The sequence below is a fragment of the Roseiconus lacunae genome (assembly GCF_008312935.1).
Lineage (GTDB): Bacteria > Planctomycetota > Planctomycetia > Pirellulales > Pirellulaceae > Stieleria > Stieleria lacunae.
On sequence record NZ_VSZO01000007.1, the window covers coordinates 243,019 to 261,560 of the forward strand.

General features: G+C 53.9%; 13 protein-coding genes. 1 reads left to right on the top strand and 12 read right to left on the bottom strand.

Going from position 1 to position 18,542, the window contains the following annotated elements:
- Positions 1–31: 31 nt before the first annotated feature.
- From FYC48_RS11025 to FYC48_RS11045, 5 genes are all read right to left on the bottom strand, one after another.
- The gene (locus tag FYC48_RS11025) at positions 32–1,186 is read right to left on the bottom strand and encodes a hypothetical protein (RefSeq protein ID WP_149496761.1); all 1,155 of its coding nucleotides are present in this window, start codon (positions 1,184–1,186) and stop codon (positions 32–34) included.
- A gap of 8 nt (positions 1,187–1,194) precedes the next feature.
- On the bottom strand, positions 1,195–2,349 hold the full coding sequence (locus FYC48_RS11030; protein ID WP_149496762.1) for a GNAT family N-acetyltransferase: 1,155 nt from the start codon (positions 2,347–2,349) through the stop codon (positions 1,195–1,197).
- A 196-nt stretch (positions 2,350–2,545) separates the two neighbouring features.
- Positions 2,546–3,550, bottom strand: coding sequence for a hypothetical protein (locus FYC48_RS11035; protein ID WP_230780420.1), 1,005 nt, complete (start codon positions 3,548–3,550; stop codon positions 2,546–2,548).
- Positions 3,551–3,814: 264 nt separating this feature from the next.
- Positions 3,815–5,359 carry an arylsulfatase gene (locus FYC48_RS11040; RefSeq protein ID WP_149496763.1) on the bottom strand — a complete coding sequence of 515 codons (1,545 nt, stop codon included), beginning with the start codon at positions 5,357–5,359 and terminating at the stop codon, positions 3,815–3,817.
- A 62-nt stretch (positions 5,360–5,421) separates the two neighbouring features.
- Entirely contained in the window at positions 5,422–6,123 is a 702-nt protein-coding gene (locus FYC48_RS11045) for a family 16 glycoside hydrolase (protein WP_149496764.1), read from the bottom strand.
- Positions 6,124–6,364: 241 nt separating this feature from the next.
- On the opposite strand from FYC48_RS11045, the gene FYC48_RS11050 reads away from it, so the two are divergent.
- Positions 6,365–7,594, top strand: a complete 1,230-nt coding sequence (locus FYC48_RS11050) for a DUF1015 domain-containing protein (RefSeq protein WP_149496765.1) — start codon at positions 6,365–6,367, stop codon at positions 7,592–7,594.
- Positions 7,595–7,631: 37 nt separating this feature from the next.
- Here FYC48_RS11050 and FYC48_RS11055 read toward each other — a convergent pair whose 3' ends face one another.
- The 7 genes from FYC48_RS11055 to FYC48_RS11085 all read right to left on the bottom strand — a co-directional run bounded on the left by FYC48_RS11055 (position 7,632) and on the right by FYC48_RS11085 (position 18,505).
- The gene (locus FYC48_RS11055; RefSeq protein ID WP_149496872.1) at positions 7,632–8,444 is read right to left on the bottom strand and encodes an HpcH/HpaI aldolase family protein; all 813 of its coding nucleotides are present in this window, start codon (positions 8,442–8,444) and stop codon (positions 7,632–7,634) included.
- Positions 8,445–8,884: 440 nt separating this feature from the next.
- The gene (locus FYC48_RS11060) at positions 8,885–12,307 is read right to left on the bottom strand and encodes a PVC-type heme-binding CxxCH protein (RefSeq protein ID WP_235034210.1); all 3,423 of its coding nucleotides are present in this window, start codon (positions 12,305–12,307) and stop codon (positions 8,885–8,887) included.
- 474 nt (positions 12,308–12,781) lie between these two features.
- Entirely contained in the window at positions 12,782–14,542 is a 1,761-nt protein-coding gene (locus tag FYC48_RS11065) for a LamG-like jellyroll fold domain-containing protein (protein WP_149496767.1), read from the bottom strand.
- Positions 14,523–15,077, bottom strand: coding sequence for a sigma-70 family RNA polymerase sigma factor (locus FYC48_RS11070; protein ID WP_149496768.1), 555 nt, complete (start codon positions 15,075–15,077; stop codon positions 14,523–14,525). Before FYC48_RS11070 ends, FYC48_RS11065 begins: the two co-directional genes overlap by 20 nt.
- Before the next feature lie 135 nt (positions 15,078–15,212).
- Entirely contained in the window at positions 15,213–16,610 is a 1,398-nt protein-coding gene (locus tag FYC48_RS11075; RefSeq protein WP_149496769.1) for a DUF2201 family putative metallopeptidase, read from the bottom strand.
- Between the two features lie 18 nt (positions 16,611–16,628).
- Positions 16,629–17,723 (bottom strand): AAA family ATPase, encoded by a 1,095-nt coding sequence (locus FYC48_RS11080; protein WP_149496770.1) that lies wholly within the window; start codon positions 17,721–17,723, stop codon positions 16,629–16,631.
- 74 nt (positions 17,724–17,797) lie between these two features.
- Positions 17,798–18,505, bottom strand: coding sequence for a hypothetical protein (locus FYC48_RS11085; RefSeq protein WP_149496771.1), 708 nt, complete (start codon positions 18,503–18,505; stop codon positions 17,798–17,800).
- Positions 18,506–18,542 lie beyond the last annotated feature (37 nt).

The following is an 18,542-nucleotide window of genomic DNA, read 5'->3' on the forward strand; positions in this document are numbered from 1 at the left end:
CGGTTTCACTCAACGGATGCGATCCTGTTCATTAAGCGGATGCGATCCTGCGCTGATACTCAAGTAGACCATGTAGGGCGTGGTAAAGCACGCCACACTCCAAGTCGACCCCGCGACAAAGCTCTAGGATTTCACAAAGCTTGACAACACTGCGTCGCACCCAGTCGGCACGCAGCGTCTCGTCGTCCCCGGCAACCGCAATCGTTTCTAAGACGTGCCCGGTGGTCCCCAGAGATTCGCCAAGGTCACTGCACCATCCGGTACGATGTAAATAGGCGGTCGAATAAGTTCCATCGGGATTCTGATTGACACGCGCCATTTCGATCGCGGCGGCCAAATGATCTTTCGCCTGTGACCAGATCCCGGTCACCGCGCTACCCTCAGTGACACGATTGCGAAGCGCATAGGCGATGCCGATCAACCGGTGCGTCCCACCGCATACGCTTGCCGCCAAGTCACGGAGGACTTCCGATTCGACCAACAATTCGGTGCTGTAGGTCTCGCCATCACGGGCGGTCCAGCGGTAATCTGATGGCCGATAGAACGAAAGTGGAATCAAGGTCCAACTAAATTCAGCTTCGTAATTCAACGGAACATCGAACTCGGCTTGCCGCAGCCAATTTTCGATCGTTAGCGTTGTCTCGTCGATTTTCCATTGATCGTTCCGCTGTTGCCCCGCTTGCGCAACGACTGCCAGCCATTGGTCCCGGTGACCTTGACCAACTTTAGTACTCGCCTGCATGTCAACTTTGAAGCCATACTCGCCATCGTCAAAGCGATCGCCGAGGCGCGGCCGAAACCCATCACAAACCCCACCGGCTTTAAAGTACTCGACGGCACTTTGAAGACCGCTTGGAGTGTCGATTAGGAACTCGCTTCCGTATGCCAAAATACCATGAAAGATTTGCCAGGCGCCGTTAATTGAGACCGACAGCCCGCGTGAATTTTTCTCGTAATCCAACGTGTCGCGAACCAAGGTCGCGAGTTCGCGATCGTCTGAGCCGACCGATACCGTTTGCTCGTCATCGCTCGCATCACCGGGCAAGGTTTGCGGCATCGATAACGGACAACCACTGATTCCCATCGCCGATGTCGCGATCGATCCCAGCATCAATCGGCGGCTCAACAAGCGATGCCTGGGATGTTGATTGTCCATCGATTGCTTCACCGAAGAAATACCGTTCATTAGGTTTGTTAAGTTAGCTTCGAACGACCGGCACTGGGCCAGATCGATCGCCCGACACGTTTAAGCGAAGACTTGAGCGGAAGCGCTTTCACGCCATCGATTAAGTGCGCTTGGCCACATCGGAGCAAACGATACGTGAATGACGGTGAGATACAACCCTGGCCGACTTCATCGGTTTCGTCAGTTTGCTTTCGCTTATACGGTTGCTCGCCGTAACCCATGTCGATGCAGCGCAAGCCCTGTGCTTCGGCAGCTTCGAGGATCGAGACAAACAACCCGGTTCCCGGAGAATATCTTGCGAACGCGGGATCGTAGGCCGGAAACCAGTAGTGAAGCAGATCGCCGTCGAGCATCCCAAAGTGTGCCGCAACGGTGCGTCCTCCGGCGTTGAGCGTTGAGAGAATGCCGCGAGGGGTTTGATCGCGATCGATGTTCCCAAATAGCCGTTCCACCAACTCCATGGTCCAAGGTGTTGAGAATAGATCTAGGATATGAGTCCGCTGGTACTGATTCCGTTTCCAGCGAATCGCTTGCCGAAGTCGCTCGACATCTCGACAATCAAACTCAAATTGTACCGTACCGACCTCACGAGCCATCTTTCGAGTTTTTTGTCCCTGACGCCCGATGGTTTTATGCGCCCGACCTAGGTCACGGAGATACTGCACTGGGTTGTCACCGATTTCGCAGCGAAACGAGCGGACTTTGCGATGGCAGCAATGCGGAGGCATCTCATCGAGTGGTTGGCCAACGAGAGCATGAAAGTGATAGGCATTGCAGCCGATCTGACGCAGCAACCAGTGCCACGGAATGTTGAGCCCGGGATCACAAACGATATTGTGTGCGTCGTTGAAGAAGCGGCCAACAGGAAAGCACGACTGGCCCTGCCGGTGCAGCGGCAAAAACGCGATCGGACGTTCATTTTGGTAGACGACCGCGACCTCGACATCCTGACGAACGGCGTGAACCGCTTCCGAGAAGGCAACGGAAAAGAATGGGCTTCTAAATCGATCGTAACGCGCTCGCAGTGACTCCCAAACTCGCTTTTCGTCGCTTCCAACCAAATCAAACGGCTTCAACGCCGCCGTAGTCGCCTTGCCAGACTCGCTCGGCGCGGCTGGCCAAGAGTGATCAAAGACAGGAGTTTTGGTAGCCGACAGTGACACGGGAGTAGCGATATAGAAGGGCGTCAGACTTCTGCGGCGGCCGACGTAGTCATAGCTTATCGCCGCGAAGGACCTCTCAACAACGCCCTTAAGGATAGTCCATTCGCCCCCATTCACGAACGGGGATCCGACCCGTCAGCAGACCTTGGTCGGTCAATCATTCCGATTTTGACAGTCGCAACTCATCGGACCGGCGTTATGGCCGGGTTGCGACGCGACGTTGTTGGCCTTTCGGACGTAGGACGAAGACCTTGGGATCGTCGACGACGAACGTCGTACTCCAACGCTGTCCATCGTCGGCACTGCAAACGTTGTAGAAAAACGTGCGGAATCGCTCGGCCCGGTAGCTGTAGGGGAACTGACTGGTGATGTAGTCGTCTTCGGTCAAATCGTCCACACCGGGCGATGCGTAGTAGTGCACCATCCCGTCGGGCGTCACACTCATCCCCAGCGTCCACCATCCAGTCGTCGTGATCTGTGGCCCACGGAAGTCACCACCTCGACTGTTCCCTCGTACTCGCCAATACGCGTAGTCATGATCTTTCCGTGACTGGTGCTTGCTTTCGAATTCAACAAACATTCCGGGCCAATAGACTTCGTTGCCCATCTCTTCGACGGTTCGCTTGAAGATACCGACACCGACTTCTTTGTCGACCATCGCCGTGGTTTCCAACGCCAACCGGAATCCAAAGTGCGGCCCGCTGCGGTTTTCCCATGATTCGACAGGCGGCAGGAAAACTCGTGTGGTCACCGAGGGAACTTCTGAGATATCCAGTCGTCGCTTAAGGCGGTACTGCACGTTGGCGACAAAGTCATCTTGGTGCATCGTCCCGCTAGGGCGACCGGGAATTCCGGTGAACTTGCTTCGCATCAGCAAGGCGCCTTTGCTGCCGGGGATCCCACCCTTTGGCGTCTCGACGCGCTGCACGACATCGGGATGGCCTCGCTTGACACCCTCATACCAACGCCCGTTGGTACTGCGTCCCATCGGCCCGCGTTGATTTTCGTCGATGTCTTCGGTGCTCTTCGGATCGCGCGGAATATAGCTCCACGACGGATCTTCGAAGTCATCTGCGACGCCAACAATTTCGCTCCCCGTTCCGGGAACGACGGGCCGTTGGGCGGCCGATTCCCGAGCGGCTGTTGCCGCTGAAAGCAGGCCGATCGACGCCAAGACCATTGATCGCGCGAAGGTTTTCATCCCTGAAGTCCTCATCACCTCATCCATCCAATTTTTGCGAGCGAACGACGTTTCACTCGCGGTTTCACGGAGGCGCGCAGTGACGCGACCAAGCGACGCAGACTCCCCCTTGGTAGTCAAACATCGGCATCAGAATTTTCCGCCTGTAGCGGTTTTTCATGTTTTGTGGATTCGTGCGGTAAAACGAAAAACGAAGCGGCGTCAATTACCGACCGAACGGCTTCGCAGACCCCGCCCTGCCAGTCCTTTCTCAGAGCTCTACTTTTAGTGCTTCGATAAATCGAATAGCTGCGATTGCTTGCTGGGTTTGGTTTTCTTTGCCGCCGGATGCGTTTTGGCGTTCACACGTTTCGCCCACGCGTTATACGACTGGCTAAGGCGACGAACGACATCGGGATATCGGTCGCTAACGTCGTTGGTTTCCGTCCGATCTAGTGACAGGTCGTATAACTCCCAATCGCGGGATCGCTCGGCAACCAGTTTCCAGTTTCCTTCCCGAATTGCGTGGTTGGATGCGAACTCCCAAAAGATTGGCGGTCTTGATTCGCTCGCTTGGCCCCGAATCGTTGGAACCAATGAAATGCCTTCGCTGGGATTGATCGGCTGACCCTCACGTTCGCTCGGATATTGACCCTTTGCCAGCTCGATCACCGTTGGCATCAAGTCCACGATGTGGTGTGTCGAATTCGTCAAGCCGCCAGGTTGTTTGATTGCCGCAGGCCAATGCGCAATCAGCGGTGTCAGCGAACCACCTTCATGGGCGTACTGCTTGTACAACCGCATCGGTGTGTTGCACATATTTGCCCAGCGAGCATCGTAGGCATAGTTACTTTCGGCGGGACCGGGACCAATGTTCGGCGTCTTCATTCGATTGTACGGACAAGCACCGTTGTCGGAGAAGAACAAGATGACCGTGTTGTCTAGATCGCCGTGTTCCTGAAGATCGCTGACAAGGCGACCGACGTTCTGATCGAGTCGATCGACCATTGCCGCATAGACTTCCATCATTGGGGTGAGGAACTCCTTCTGTGATTGCGTCAGCGTCGAGAACGGCTCCAACTTGGGGTCCCGTTCGGAAAGACTCCATGTCTGGTCAACGATGCCCAATTTTTGTTGTCGTCTGAACCGCCGCTCGCGAATCTCGTCCCACCCCACGTCGTAACGTCCTCTGTATTTGGCAATGTCGTCCGGCAACGCATGCAGCGGAAAGTGTGGTGCGTTGTGGGCAAGATATAGAAAGTATGGCCGGTTTTTCGTACGAGCCTGATCGATAAACTTGATCGCGTAGTCCGTGAACGCATCCGTGGTATAGAAATCACCGGGGACTTCGAAAACTTCCCGATCGAGCCGCATCAGGTTTCGTCCGCTCTCCCAATCTTGGCCGGTGAAAAAATTCGCGGCACCGCTCAAAAAACCAAAGTAGCGATCAAAGCCACGATCGAGTGGATGCCCGGCAAGATGCCACTTCCCGCTCATCATGGTCGAGTAACCTGAATCTCGCAGAACCTCTGCGAGCGTTACATTGCCGGGGAGTTTTAAATTCTTTGACTGTTGATGCCACAATCCGGTCAGCAATGATGCACGCGTTTCGCTGCACTTGGCATTGTTGTGAAAATCCGTGAAACGCAGTCCGTTACTTGCCAATCGGTCAAGGTTGGGCGTTTCGATCTCGCCGCCGTAACACCCAAGATCCGAAAACCCCAGGTCATCGCAAACGATGACGACGATGTTGGGACGATCATTTGCCTGCGAGCTTACGCCTACGGTGGAAGCGACAGTGAACACGAATGTTAGAACAAATCGGATCATGGTAAATCTAGAACAACGAGATCAAAACAAAGTGCAAACCCGGCCATCAGGAAATGGAACGCTCAGTCTTCGCGGATCACGATCACATCGTCCACCCAAGCTTCCTTGGCGACGGCCAAACGCAATCGTGATTTCGTAGGATGTCCGATCCCAGGCGACTGAAAGTCGCCGATCGTCTGGCCATCGATTGAAACCGTCAGCGTCTCACCTTTGATCTGAACTTTCAGATCGTGCCAGGTGTTTTTTGACAAATTGACATCGATTGACTTCTCTTTGGATTTAATCAGCTTGCGATCGTCAGCGCTCAGCTGTTTCGCCTTCGATCGCTCACGAATTTCCTTCTTCATTCGTCCCGTCTTTAGGTCGGCCAACATGACTTTGTTTGGCCGAATTTTTGCGACGCACAGATGACCAGCGTGAACTGACTTCTCGTTCATGTCCGCGATGTTAATCCCCAACTCGTCGCCGGAACCGATTTTGAAACGCATCGTGATCGTCACGTCTTTGAAAGACAGGTCATGGACGACAGAGACACCGTGATCGGCGACCTTGTGCCGATAGATGTGCATGGCTCCATCGGCCAAATCGACTTGCTTGTTCCCCGCCGCCCGTGCTTTGCTGTTCGTGGACCAATCGTTGCCAAGTTGCTCGCGGGATTCGTCTTGTTCGTTCCGCTCGAAGTGATCTTCGAGCAGTTTTTCTCCGGCCAGCGTTGGGACGGCGGTGGTCAGCAAAATTGCAACGGTGGAAAGAGTTTTCTTCATGGGGAATTCAAAACTAAGGATGGAATATTGCATCGATGGCAGGAACGGAGGACCGGCATCCGAACCACCAGTTTAGCCGGTTCAGTCGCCGCGCGTTGATCATTCGTGGGCTGTCAAAACAGTGTTCCGGCGTTTATAAAACTCTCCGCTCGGACGAGCCCCATGCGGTGTCCCAGAAACGGCCGCATCGGTGCCCCGAAGAGCGAAGACTACGTGCATTCCCAACCAAAAAAATTTTGTCATGCCTCGCGTCAAACCTTTCCGCGCCGTTCGTCCTCCCGCCGACAAAGCCGCCGCGGTTGCCAGCGTCCCTTATGACGTGGTGAATCGAGCCGAAGCCGCCCAGTTGGCGGAAGGCAACCCTGATTCGTTTCTTCATGTCGTCCGTCCCGACATTGATTTGCCGCCGGAAACCGACCCGTATGCCGACGAGATCTACGAAACCGCGGCGAAGAACTTCCGCGCGTTCATGGACGCCGGAACACTTCAGCAGGACGCTGACGAATCGATTTTCCTGTATCGGCAAATCATGGACGGGAATAGTCAGATCGGTGTTGTTGCCTGCGCCCACATCGATGACTACGAAAATAATCGCATCCTCAAACACGAATTCACTCGTCCGGCAAAAGAAGACGATCGAACCCGGCACGTCACGACGTTGGCTGCTCACGCCGGTCCAGTGTTTTTGACTTATCGCGACCACGAGCAACTCAATCAGTCGGTCGAAGATGCAATTAAACAGGCACCGCTGTACGACTTTACCGCCGAAGACGGCGTCCAGCACACCGTCTGGAAAATCGAAGACGCGGAGTCTTATTGCAAAGCACTTGGCGAAGTTCCCGCATTTTATGTCGCCGACGGTCACCACCGCGCCGCTAGCGCCTGGCGTGCCGGGAAGGCCCGCCGGGAAGCAAATGCCGATCATACCGGCGAGGAAGAATACAACTGGTTCTTGACCGTTCTCTTCCCGGCATCGCAGCTAAATGTTTTGGCATACAACCGTGTGATCAAAGATCTCAATGGCCAAACGCCCGATCAGATTCGTGAACGCTTGGCCGAAGTCGGTACGCTCGAACCGACCGACGATCCTGTCCCAGATCAGGCCGGAAGCTTTTGCATTTATCTGGATGGAAGTTGGTCCAAGTTGACTGTGCCCGCTGGTTCGATCGATCACAACGATGCGATCAATTCTCTTGACGTGGCGTTGCTTGAAAAGCGTGTGATCCGACCGATCTTCGGTATCGAAGATGTCCGCACCGATCCACGGATTGATTTCGTCGGCGGCATCCGCGGTACCGGTGAGCTGGAGAAGAAAGTTCAGTCGGGCGAATGGGCCTTCGCAGTCTCCATGTTCCCGACGTCGATTGCCCAGCTAATGGCCGTATCAGACGCTGGTGAAGTGATGCCGCCCAAGAGCACCTGGTTCGAGCCCAAGCTGCGAAGTGGTTTGCTCGTCCACTTGCTCGACTAAAGCATCGGCCGAAGCATCACGCTCACCTCTTAACGATTCAGATCGCCAGATCCGATTGGTCTGGCGATGAATCGGATAAGCCGATCGCGTGACGAATTTGCCGCAGTTCGGCCGACAAGTGCTTTTGCACCAACTTGATGTCTGCACTATGAATTAGCAGATTCGCTCCACGTTCAAGCATCGCTGCTTGTTCCTCAGCGTTCCCCCAGTAGTGGATCCCCGCGCCGACGTTGTGGGCGCGCGCTTTTCTGAATATCGTCTCACAAGCGGTCAAAAACTCCGGATGATCGTACTGTTCGGGAATGCCCAGCGAACAACTTAAGTCGTGAGGGCCGATCAGCACGGCATCCAGACCGGGTTCCGCCAAAATCTCGTTCAGCGCTTCGATCGCCGGAACACTTTCGATATTGACGATTAATAGCTTTTGACGTGACACGTTGGCTAGATACTGGTCCAGGCTATCGGATTCTGATTGGCCGTCCAGCATTCGCGATAACGTTGCACCTTTGATCGGTCTCATTTTCACCGCACCACGGAGTTGACGCACTTGCTGCGATGTCTCTACGTATGGAGCGATCACGCCTGATGCACCACCGTCGAGCACCATTGTCGCCCAAGTCGAATCCGCCGACGGGATGCGAACGATCGGCGAAAGCCCCATGGCGGCATAGGTTTGACACATCCAACTGAGTTGGTGTCGATCAATTGCAACGTGTTCGGTGTCAATGAAGACGAAATCCAGACCACATTGTCGAATCATTTCCGGCCATCGCGGCGAGGTTGATACGACAAGTGTTCCGAAAACCGGTTTCCCGGCATGAAGTCGTCGAGCAATCTCTTCAGGTAGCATGGGGGGCGTCATAGGAAGTGTGATCGGTTAACTATTTGCGTTACCATACCCGATCGACATCCCATCATGGCGTTTCGTCGACCGTCTACGTCTTCGACTTCTGGGCAGGCGATTCTGGTCGCGCATTAAAAAACCTCGCCCGTTCCGCTACCGCTGGAACAGGCGAGGTCAACGTCTTCAGTTGTCGACAATTGATCGTCGACAGCGTCTACCGCTTCCGAGAATGCGTTAATGACCTGTTGATTTTCAGATTTGATCTCTCACAAAGTCGCCTTCCACTTCGCAATACCCGCAGAAAAGAACGCTACCGTCACGGAGTGAAGGGCAACAATAGAAAATCATCAGGCTCTTAAATCAGTGAATCCGTCTCGGCGAAATCGCAGTTCGCGTCTCCCGATAGAATCACGTTTTGGAAAACGCATTCGTAGCGGACCTGGCGATCACTTCAAACTAATCAGGTAACGAAGCAAATCGTCAAACTCTTGCCGATCTTTCAGCATTCGTACCAATCCATCTGGCATCATCGAATTCTTTGATTCTTTGACCTCTTCGATCGATTCATCAGCGATGGTAATTGGCTTTGGCTGAGCAACGTTTCGCAAAACAATTCCGGTGTCATCTTCGGAAATACGAATTCCCGATATCACTTTGCCTTCGTCAGTCAACACGTTGATCTGAGCGAATTCCTTGTCGATCTGCTTGGATGGGTGCAGCACCGCGTCGACCCAGTCGACAGGCTTCATCGCCTTGGTGAGCTTTGTCAAGTCGGGCCCCATTCGCGGCGCATTGCCAGGTGGGTCGTGACAAGCGAAACATGCGGCGGCTGACTGGTAGAACACTCGTTTGCCTCGATTGACCTTACCGCGTTCCATCGCCGCGGCAACCAAAGCGTCTGCGGGCTGGCCCAGCAGGTCTTTTTCGAGTGCCAAGTTATTGATGACTTCAGGAGTTTCCAGGTCCTCTTTCATCATCAGAGCCTTTTCCAGGGGATGGATCGCTTCCAACTCCTCTGGCTTCCAGAAGGTCGTGCGATCAGACGTTTCGGCCCGAACCTTAGTGACCAGTTCGGCATCGATCGGCGACGCTTGGTTGCCCCAGGTGTTTCGAACGAACGTCAGCACGTCCGCCATTTCATTGTCTTTCAACAAATCACGAAATGCCGTCATCGGCGGAACGCCTCGCGAAGGATCGTAAATTTTTCCACCGACCTGCATCTTGCCCCACATGCCGTGCAACGCAAGCTTGATCAGCCGTTCTTCGCTTCCCGTGACCCATGGACTGCCGACCAGCGTCGGGTAAACCGAGCCGTTGCCCTGACCATTGGTCAGGTGGCACGTCGCACAATGTGATTCACGCTGGAAGATCAAACCACCACGTTTATAGGAATCATGGTACTTTCGATCCAGGTGACGAGGCGGGCGATAGTTGACGATATGCAATTCAGGTGAGCCCGCGAATTTCACGGCTCGTTTCGCATCAAAGTTATTCCAAAAGTGTTGCACTGTTTTCGCAGCGACGACCGCATGGGGGACATCGGAGGAAAGCAGTTTTGCCAACAATTCTTCGTTGACTGCGTCGTGTTGCTGGTGCAGCCAAAGTGCCTCCAATAGATGATGAGCTTCATCTTCGATGTCAGGATTGAAATCTTTTGCCCACGCTTGCGCCTTGGCAAGGACTTCGGCCGAATCACGCTCGCTCAGTTCGACACGCGTCCGATGCCGTACGCCGTCGACCGGGTGCTTGAGGTTTTCCAGTAACGCTTCAATGGGTTGACCGTCGATCGCGACAGGTTCTTGCAAAGGTCTCCCTTTGACCGTCAAACGCAGAATTCGCCCATGCTTGTGGTCGCGACTTGGGTCACGGATGTTGTGTTGCATGTGACCGATAATCATGTTGTGCCAGTCGGCCACATAAAGCGCGCCGTCTTCGCCGACGATCGCATCGCTAGGACGAAAATTCCGATCCTCGCCGTTAAGTAACTCGCGGACCGGCGTCCCCCAGACGTGACCGTAGGGACGATTGCCACCGTCACCGCGATCCAAATCATACTGTTTGATGCCTAGGAACCCAATCACATTCAAGATCAAAAAGTCCTGTTGCATGTCCTCCGGAAAGTGGGCTGACGATAGGATTTCGTTCGCGGGAACGGGGCGAAATTCCTTGACAACTAGCGAGTGCATTTGAAAGCCGTCGTCTTTCGGACGGACTTGATAGGACTTTCCTCCGGTACCGTCGTTCGCATACAGATATCCCCAGCGATCGAAGCTACTGCCGTGAGGGTTCGGACTGTTTGCGGCAATCGGGCTGATCGCAAACGTACGAGGGTCGAATCGATACATTCCCGATACACCGGTATTCAGATTCGACTTCCAGGGAGTCTCATGGTTGTGCACCAAAAACACGCCGCTTTGCCAATAGATCCCACCGTCGGGACCGTAAATCAGATTGTTCGCCGCATGGTGTGTGTCAGACGTTCCCAGACCTTGCAAGATCGGGTAACGCACGTCGGCCTTGTCATCCCCGTCGGTGTCCTTCAGGAACAGTAGATCGGGTCCCGAGGTGACCAAGACGCCTCCGCCCCAAAATTCGAATCCGAGTGGATTGTGGACATGGGCGAAGATCTTTCGCTTGTCGGCGACGCCATCACGATCGGTATCTTCAAAGATCATCAAGCTGTCTTTCAATTCATCGCCGGGTTCCCACTTGGGATAAGAATTCCAACTGGCGGCCCATAAACGCCCTTTCGTATCAACTTGTAATTGAACGGGGTTTGCCAAATCGGGAAACATCTTCTCAGAAGCAAAGACGTTTAGCTCGAAGCCATCGGGCACATTGATTTTTGCCAGACTCTCTTCGGGGCTTAGGTAATCCGTGCTTCCTTCCTTCTCTTTACTTGAACTTCGGCTTCCGCCACCGACATTCGTCTTCACCGTGACCGGTTTGGGAACGTTACTGTCATCCGCTTTGATGGATCTGCCGTTCGCTGCCGCCCAAATTACCGGATCCCGGTTGGCGGTCATTTGGTCTAGCATTTTTAACTCATGCACCAACACATCCGCGTTCGTTTGGCCATCGACAAAGCTCAGTGTCGACCGCGATCCCCAGATGTCGTTGCCATCGGTGGCGCGATAGCGATTGTGCCAATGCCAGTTCTTATCCTCGACGGCTTCGTAAATCTGCGTGAGTTTGGCATCATCACCAACGGATTCTCCGATCAGTCGATTCGCGATTACGTCGGCAAGTTTTCGGTAGCCTTTCGCATTGAGGTGAATGCCGTTGAGCGTCAGAGGATCTTCGGTGGTTTCGTACAACTGAAGCGTCGGCGTGAAGAGATTCACAAATGTCGCATCGACAGTCTCTGCCGCCGCTTCGGTGGCAGCGGTGAACGCCCGCAAGTTGGAGTTCAATTCGCGACCATCAGGTAGATGCGGATTGCCGGTGTATTCGTAAGCAATCGGGCTGAAGAGAACAAACCGAGCTTCAACGCCGGCTTGTTTTCGCAGCTCACGATACTTCTCGACTAGCTTGACCAACTCACCTTCATAGGCATCCGCGCCCCCGGGGCCGGCGTGTGATTCGTTGTAGCCGTACATCAACCAGACAACGTCGGGTGCGACATGCTGCAGATATTCGGTGTCGTTCGTAAAGCCTTTGTTTCTTGGCCGCTGATTGACCATGTCACCGGAAAAACTCATGTTCCGGAATCGAACGTTTTTGTCCTTCAGCTTGGATTGCAGAATCGTTTCGACCCAAGGGTCATGCTGCATTCGGTCAGCTAAGCCATTGCCGAAGATTGCGACAACATCGTCTTGCTGGAATTCAAACGGGACATCGGAGTATGACTTACTTGGTGCGATGGCCATCAGAATCGCCATCAAAATGGTCCCAGCGGCCACCCGCCTACGGACGAATCGTTTCAAGGACGGAGGGATCAATAAACGCATTGGCAATCTCAATCAGAGGTGGGAGAAAAACGGTGGGTAGGAAAAGTCGTTCGACTCGAATCAGTCAAACGAAAAGTTCGATATGGTCCATTGAATTCGAATAGATTCTGTTACGTCTAAGAAATGATCTAAAACTATGATCCGGAAACGCCGGTTTCGAGTTTGTAAGCAGTTGAGCACGAATGATTCGGCTTTAAGTCATTTCACTCTCCCGCAAGCGGGAGGGGGTTATCTAGATGTTCAAACCCAAAGACTCGTGTGTACCTGCTTAGCGCGGATTCCAGGTTAACGCCAACTGATCTATTGGCATAACTCGTAGTTGTAATAGTCTCTCACGATGACGTTCCATTTTGCAGCATACACGACTGTCCGGGACCTACCAATCTGCAGCGTTCAAGGTTTGCCGACATCGTAGATTTTTTGTATTTCCGCTTCACCAAGAACGTCACCGAAAACAATGAGCTCGTCCATGCAACCGTTCAAGTTTCGAACCTTGGTCGGATGAAAGCGATTCGAACCCCGATACCAGTTACCAATCGTTGCGTCCCCGATGCGAAGTTTTCCTTCGGCTTTCTCGTGGAGTGACGTCCGGGCGTGAAGTTCGCCATTGACGTAGTGATCAATTCGGCGTTCGCTCGCATCGTAGACAGTCGCGAGATGGACCCATTGGCCCAAGCGAAAAACGTCAAACACGGGCTCGGTCATATAATCGCGTGACGCTTTGGGCGAATGTGACACTCCGAGAATCAGCCGCCCGTCTTGGCGGATCTGCCAGTGTGGAGCGTTGACGGGAAATCCATCGGTCAACAACAGCGAATTGAATCGGCGATCCAATCCGTCGACACGTAGCCATGTCGAATAAGTCAGCGAATCGTACTCGCCCGGAAGTTGTATCCGGACACGGTCCCCAGGACGTTTAAACTGCAATGCGGCTTTGTCAGGCCATCTGCCTTCTGACCACTCGCAACCGACGATCGCTCCAACCAATCGGCTGCCATCGGAACCATAACCGTCCAACGTTCGATCCTCGGTCGGCGAGCGATCGAAAGGAAAATATGCGACGACTCGTGGGTCGCTTCGCAACGAATCCCGAAATTCTTGCCAGTCACGTTGCTGCTCGCGATTTCGAGCATTCGTCAATTCATGCAATCGTCCCGGTGTCACAAAGTCTTGGTTTCGAACATCGATCGGCAAACGTTCGCCGCCTTGTCCGACCGCTACCGCATCACCGGCGTTTAATTCGCGCCGCGTCGAAAGATTGCGATTTGATTGCGGTTCATAGATTTCCACGGTTCCGTCAAAAACATGAACTTCTGTTTGGCCATTCGCGGATACGTCGACACCAAATTCGGTTCCTAAGTCGACCAGTTCCAACGTCGGGGCAAGCACCGCAAAACCGCGCGCCGGTTCGGGAACGTTAGCGCGCAATCGACCTGAATGACAGACGACTCGAGACGCATCGAGGATCTCGAGCTTTGCCGGACCTTGCGCAACCACGGTGGCACCACCGTAAAACTCTAGTTGGATGAGCCCGGATTCCCATGCGATCGTACCCGGCGGGATCGTTTGGCCGGGGATCAAGTCGGCAACTTCTTTGCCTACCAGTTGAGAGGCCTGCGTCAACACCGCAACGCCCAAATCATCGGGATCGTCAGCCTCAGTTGGTGAGACGAAGTTTGGACGCTCACTGATTTCAACGGTTGTGGTTTCTTCGTGCAACAAAACGCCGGCAAGCAATAGGATCGCTGTGGCAGCTGCAAACCAACCGGTCCAAGCGACGAGTGCCGGTACTCGAGCTACGGAATTACGCGCGCCCGAAGCTTGTGGCATTCCAATTTGAGCTTCGTTTGTGTCGCAAAGTAAACGGTCATCGGAAGCAGAAGCATTCTTCGCCGATGCGACGACTCGATTGACGAAACCATCTCGATCAGCCGCAGCATCCTGCCGGGTCTGCAGTGCTGCTTTGAACCGATCCAGATCACGATAGGGGTCTTCGTACTGGGAAAGCAGATCTGCGATTTCCAAATGCGATCGCAGATCTCCGATCTTGTGCGGGTGGTCGCGCAAAAGCCCAACCAGCTCGTCTACTTCGGCGGGCGAAAGTTCATCATCGAGCAATCGCTCGATCAGTTCGTCAAGTTGTGAATCGGCCATCAATCTGCGATGCCTCCGCGATTCGAAGTTCGATGCAATGTTTCAACTGTTGACGAATCCTCATCAATGCCTGACGAACAGCGGCGGATGTCATCCCCAAATGATCGGCCAGATCACTCGCGTTCCAGCCATCTTCGTAGCGTCCGGCGACCAACCGACGACTTTTGGGGGCAAGGCGTTCCACACAATCGCGGAGTTCAGGCCCGTGGGCGCAAAAATGTTCCTCCGATGCCACTTCGGCATCCGAATGCTTCAGCAACAATTCGGAGAGACCTTCATGCAGTAGACGCTTCTGACGGCTCTGCTTCCGTAATTCGTTCCGTACCAAATTTCTTGCGATCCCACGAAGCCATTTACCGATGTCACGATCGGCGTCAAAGGACTTACGTTCACGCCACGCGACCAAAAATACCTCTTGGGCGACGTCATCGACCCAATCCGCATCCACTCCGAGCGTTCGAACAAACGAACGGAGCTGCTGATGCTGATTCGTGACCAGTTCGGCCAAATCGTCGGTATCGGAAGCGCGTTGCATGGTCGTACCTTGTCACCAACTCGACGAGTGTGACGCAAAAAAAGCAAACTTTTCCAGTTCGCGATCGATTTGTCGTTTTACAACCGACGCGTCCGTGAAAGACATTTGATTGGCGAATCCCGTCCCACACCGAACTCAGCTTCGTGACGCCGCCGGCTTCGACTTCGTCGGCCGAACGTAGGCGGCTTTGCCAATTGACCGAAGCGAAGGATCCATCGCTTGGTAGGTCGATTCGTCTTTGAAAAGCCAAAGAATGCGAGTTTTCGAATTCTTTGGTTTCGTCGGAACCGGTGCATACCCATCGGTAAAAACGAGCAGCCCATCATAGCCACGGTGGTCGTCGATGTAGTCCATCAACGGTTGAAAGTTCGTGCCACCACGTCCAATTACTTCGAATTGATTCCTTGCCCGACGCAAGGTCATCGGTTCGGACCGGATCTGTTCGTCGAACCAGAGCACGTCGATCGACTCGACACCATACTGAAAAAAACGCCCGACGATTGAAAAGCCTAATCGCAGATCTTTGGCCCCCATCGAACCGGAGACATCGACTGCGAAAAGCAACTTGGTCGTGAAGTCATAGCGACTTCCCATCTGCGTGAAACCGTAGCGACGACTTGGTTTCATTCGTGTGAGACGTCGATTGACCGAGAGCACGCTCTGACGAAAGCTTCTCAAGATAGCGCGATAGTCAACGATCGGTTCTAACGTCGAAAGAATCTTTTCCTTCGCGGATCCAGCAATCGTGCCCCAGCCATCCGTCTCGGCGGCTTCACGGATCGTTGTTTGCACTTCATTTTGAAATAGATCGTCGCTTTCCCAACCGTCGGCGTTCTCCTGACCAACTCGCGTCGGATCGGCGTAGGCCTGCAGCAAGCTATCCGAACTTGTACGTTGTGACGCCGATTCGGACGATTCGGGTGCCGATGAGCCTGTTTCGCCGGATCGATGGTCCTCATCCGCCGCAGCGGACGCATCATCGGCAACCGAATCGTCGTCTGGTGTTTCGTGTTGCTGTTCGTCTTGCGAATTTGTTGATGGGGACTTGGACTGTGATTGCGATTCGTCGTCGTCCGATTGGCCCGGGTCACTGTCTTCGTCAGATTGCTGTCTCTGAAGAAGTTCTTGGTAGTAAAACTCAAAGTACTGATCGTCGAATTGTTCATCTCCGAAAACTTGGCGGGCGCGGTCGATGGGAAGATCACTTCGCAGGCATTCCTGCACCGACAAGTTGCTCGCCATGTATGACAGTTCGGTGCGCGGTTGCCGGCGATCATAAGGGTGCCCGAGCAGGATTCGCATGGCTTCGAACGTAAGCACAGACCGCAACTCGTGTTTTCGCAACGAATCAATGAACGCAGGGTTGTATTCGATCCGCCCGTGTTGGACGCGAATCGTTTCTATCCTGGGTTCGATCACGACGTCGTGCAGTGTCCAGGCGGCAAATAGCAACGGTTCAGATATAAACCACCCCTCGACAACGTGGGTGATTCGCTCGCGTGACGTATGCTTTTTTCGTGGTGACGTAGACATCGTTCGCGCCCTCGTTCGCTATTCAATTCGAATGCCTTCCATATAGCTGGTCAGCACTTCGGTCAATTCAATCGACTCCGATACAAACTCCATGACGGCGTCAAATTTAGGTTTTTGAATCGTTGCGACGAGGTGCGCGACGACCTCATCTAGTTTTCGTTTTCGAACCAGCTTGACGTAACCAAGCAGGCCGTTGCGCGCCTGATCTTCACGATCGGCTGGGCATTTACCACCACTGATCCAAAGTAAGATCTGCTCGTTGAGCATCAGGAGTTCCGCTAGTGACAGTGCGTTAAGTTTCTTTCGATGCTTTGCGAGATCAAGAAGTGTGTCGGCCGCCGTGACTGGCAACCTGATCGCTAGGCTGCGGCGGAAGGCCGACGCGGCATTGGATCCGACAATCCCCGCAATCAGCTTCAAAAGCGTGTCGGTGATTTGTTCGTGAGATTGAATCAGGTCACTGACGCGATGCCACGCGCGTCGGTCTGGGGTTTTGACAAGCCCGGATAACACCTCGTTGGGATCACCGGGGGCGGACGTTCCGTCTCGGTCGAGGAAGTGAGGTTGCTGTTGAACAAAACGGATGACACGTTGATCCAGATCGTTACGTTCGGCCCACAGCAGCCAATCCTCGATCGTGGGCGTGAATTCATATAGATTGAACCGCGACACCAGTGCCGGGTCGAGGTCGGTAAGTTGGTACTCGTCGCCTTCGTTCACCGCCGAGACAATCACGCTTCCCATAGGCAATCGTTTTCCGGCCAAGGTCTTGTTCAACGCCAATTCCATTACCGCTTGCAGAATTTCGGGCCGCGCTCGGTTCAACTCGTCAAGAAACAATGCGATCGGCTGATCGTCCGAAGGCCACCAGTAGGGCGGCAGAAACTCGCTGCGCCCGGTCCGTTCGTCCTTGTGAAGTAAGCCGATCAAGTCGCCGGGGTCGCTCATTTGGCCAAGGAAAAAAGAGACGACAGGCATGCCACGCGCGGCATAATGGGCACCGATGATTTGGCTTTTCCCAATCCCGTGGCGTCCGACCAGCATCACGTTCTGGTCGGGTGGCGTCAGTTCCAGCAGTTCAATCAATTCACGAGCATCTACGCGGACGGCCAAAGTCGTCTCCTTTGAATCTGTACGGCGGCGGTCGGTTAGCGGGAAAGAAGCGTGTCAGACAAATTGATCAGCGGTCAGAGCGACTCGTGCTCGATCCAGTCCAACGTCCAGGGAAGTCGTCCGACGGGTTGCATTTTGAATCGTAGCCCTTCGGCATAGAGTTCTCGCAGATGCAGGATCGTCGATTTAAGTTTCGGCAGCACTTGTTCGAACTGTTTGAATGGCACCTGGATCTCGATCATTTCATGATTGGCAAGCTTGACGAACAGTTTGACTTTGCGAGTGTCTGTCGTGGCGGCAAAGTCAAATTGTTCCTCTTTAGCGAGTTTCTTGACTTGAGCGACGATCGCTCGCGATTTAAACCCGCGGATTTTTTCACGTTTGTTTTCGGCCGCCGACCTTCGCGCGTACCGTTCCAACACGTGGCGAACGAAGTTTTTCAGTTCGTCGACACTGCTGACCATGGTGATTTGCTGGCTTTCGCGGTAGCGGTATGCGTGCAATGTCAACCGCTTTTCAGAGTCATATTCCAACCTCAACTCGTCTCGACGAAGGTATTGGTCGTCGCTATCCGGATTGGGGATCGTAAATCGACACAGCGTCCGTGAGCGGGAGTCCCGATCACCGGGGTGTTTGGTCACGTGACAACCGTCGATCGCAGCGATCACCATTTGCCACCGTTTTGCCTCAGCCGGCAGATTGGCCCGATCGACGACAATCGGCTGGTCTTCGGCAAAATCTTCGCGAAACAGCTTTCGGACGCTGGCAAGCGGGAGTTTCAAGGGTTTGAAGTGGGCTTTGAAAGGCTTTTTTCTCCGT

Bases quoted from the DNA above. Each gene is read 5' to 3' on its own strand.
- FYC48_RS11070 (WP_149496768.1), bottom strand. From the start codon at position 15,077: ATGCAACGCGCTTCCGATACCGACGATTTGGCCGAACTGGTCACGAAT.
- FYC48_RS11045 (WP_149496764.1), bottom strand. From the start codon at position 6,123: ATGAAGAAAACTCTTTCCACCGTTGCAATTTTGCTGACCACCGCCGTC.
- FYC48_RS11025 (WP_149496761.1), bottom strand. From the start codon at position 1,186: ATGAACGGTATTTCTTCGGTGAAGCAATCGATGGACAATCAACATCCC.
- FYC48_RS11035 (WP_230780420.1), bottom strand. From the start codon at position 3,550: ATGAAAACCTTCGCGCGATCAATGGTCTTGGCGTCGATCGGCCTGCTT.
- FYC48_RS11060 (WP_235034210.1), bottom strand. From the start codon at position 12,307: ATGGCCATCGCACCAAGTAAGTCATACTCCGATGTCCCGTTTGAATTC.
- FYC48_RS11050 (WP_149496765.1), top strand. From the start codon at position 6,365: ATGCCTCGCGTCAAACCTTTCCGCGCCGTTCGTCCTCCCGCCGACAAA.
- FYC48_RS11075 (WP_149496769.1), bottom strand. From the start codon at position 16,610: ATGTCTACGTCACCACGAAAAAAGCATACGTCACGCGAGCGAATCACC.
- FYC48_RS11040 (WP_149496763.1), bottom strand. From the start codon at position 5,359: ATGATCCGATTTGTTCTAACATTCGTGTTCACTGTCGCTTCCACCGTA.
- FYC48_RS11055 (WP_149496872.1), bottom strand. From the start codon at position 8,444: ATGCTACCTGAAGAGATTGCTCGACGACTTCATGCCGGGAAACCGGTT.
- FYC48_RS11065 (WP_149496767.1), bottom strand. From the start codon at position 14,542: ATGGCCGATTCACAACTTGACGAACTGATCGAGCGATTGCTCGATGAT.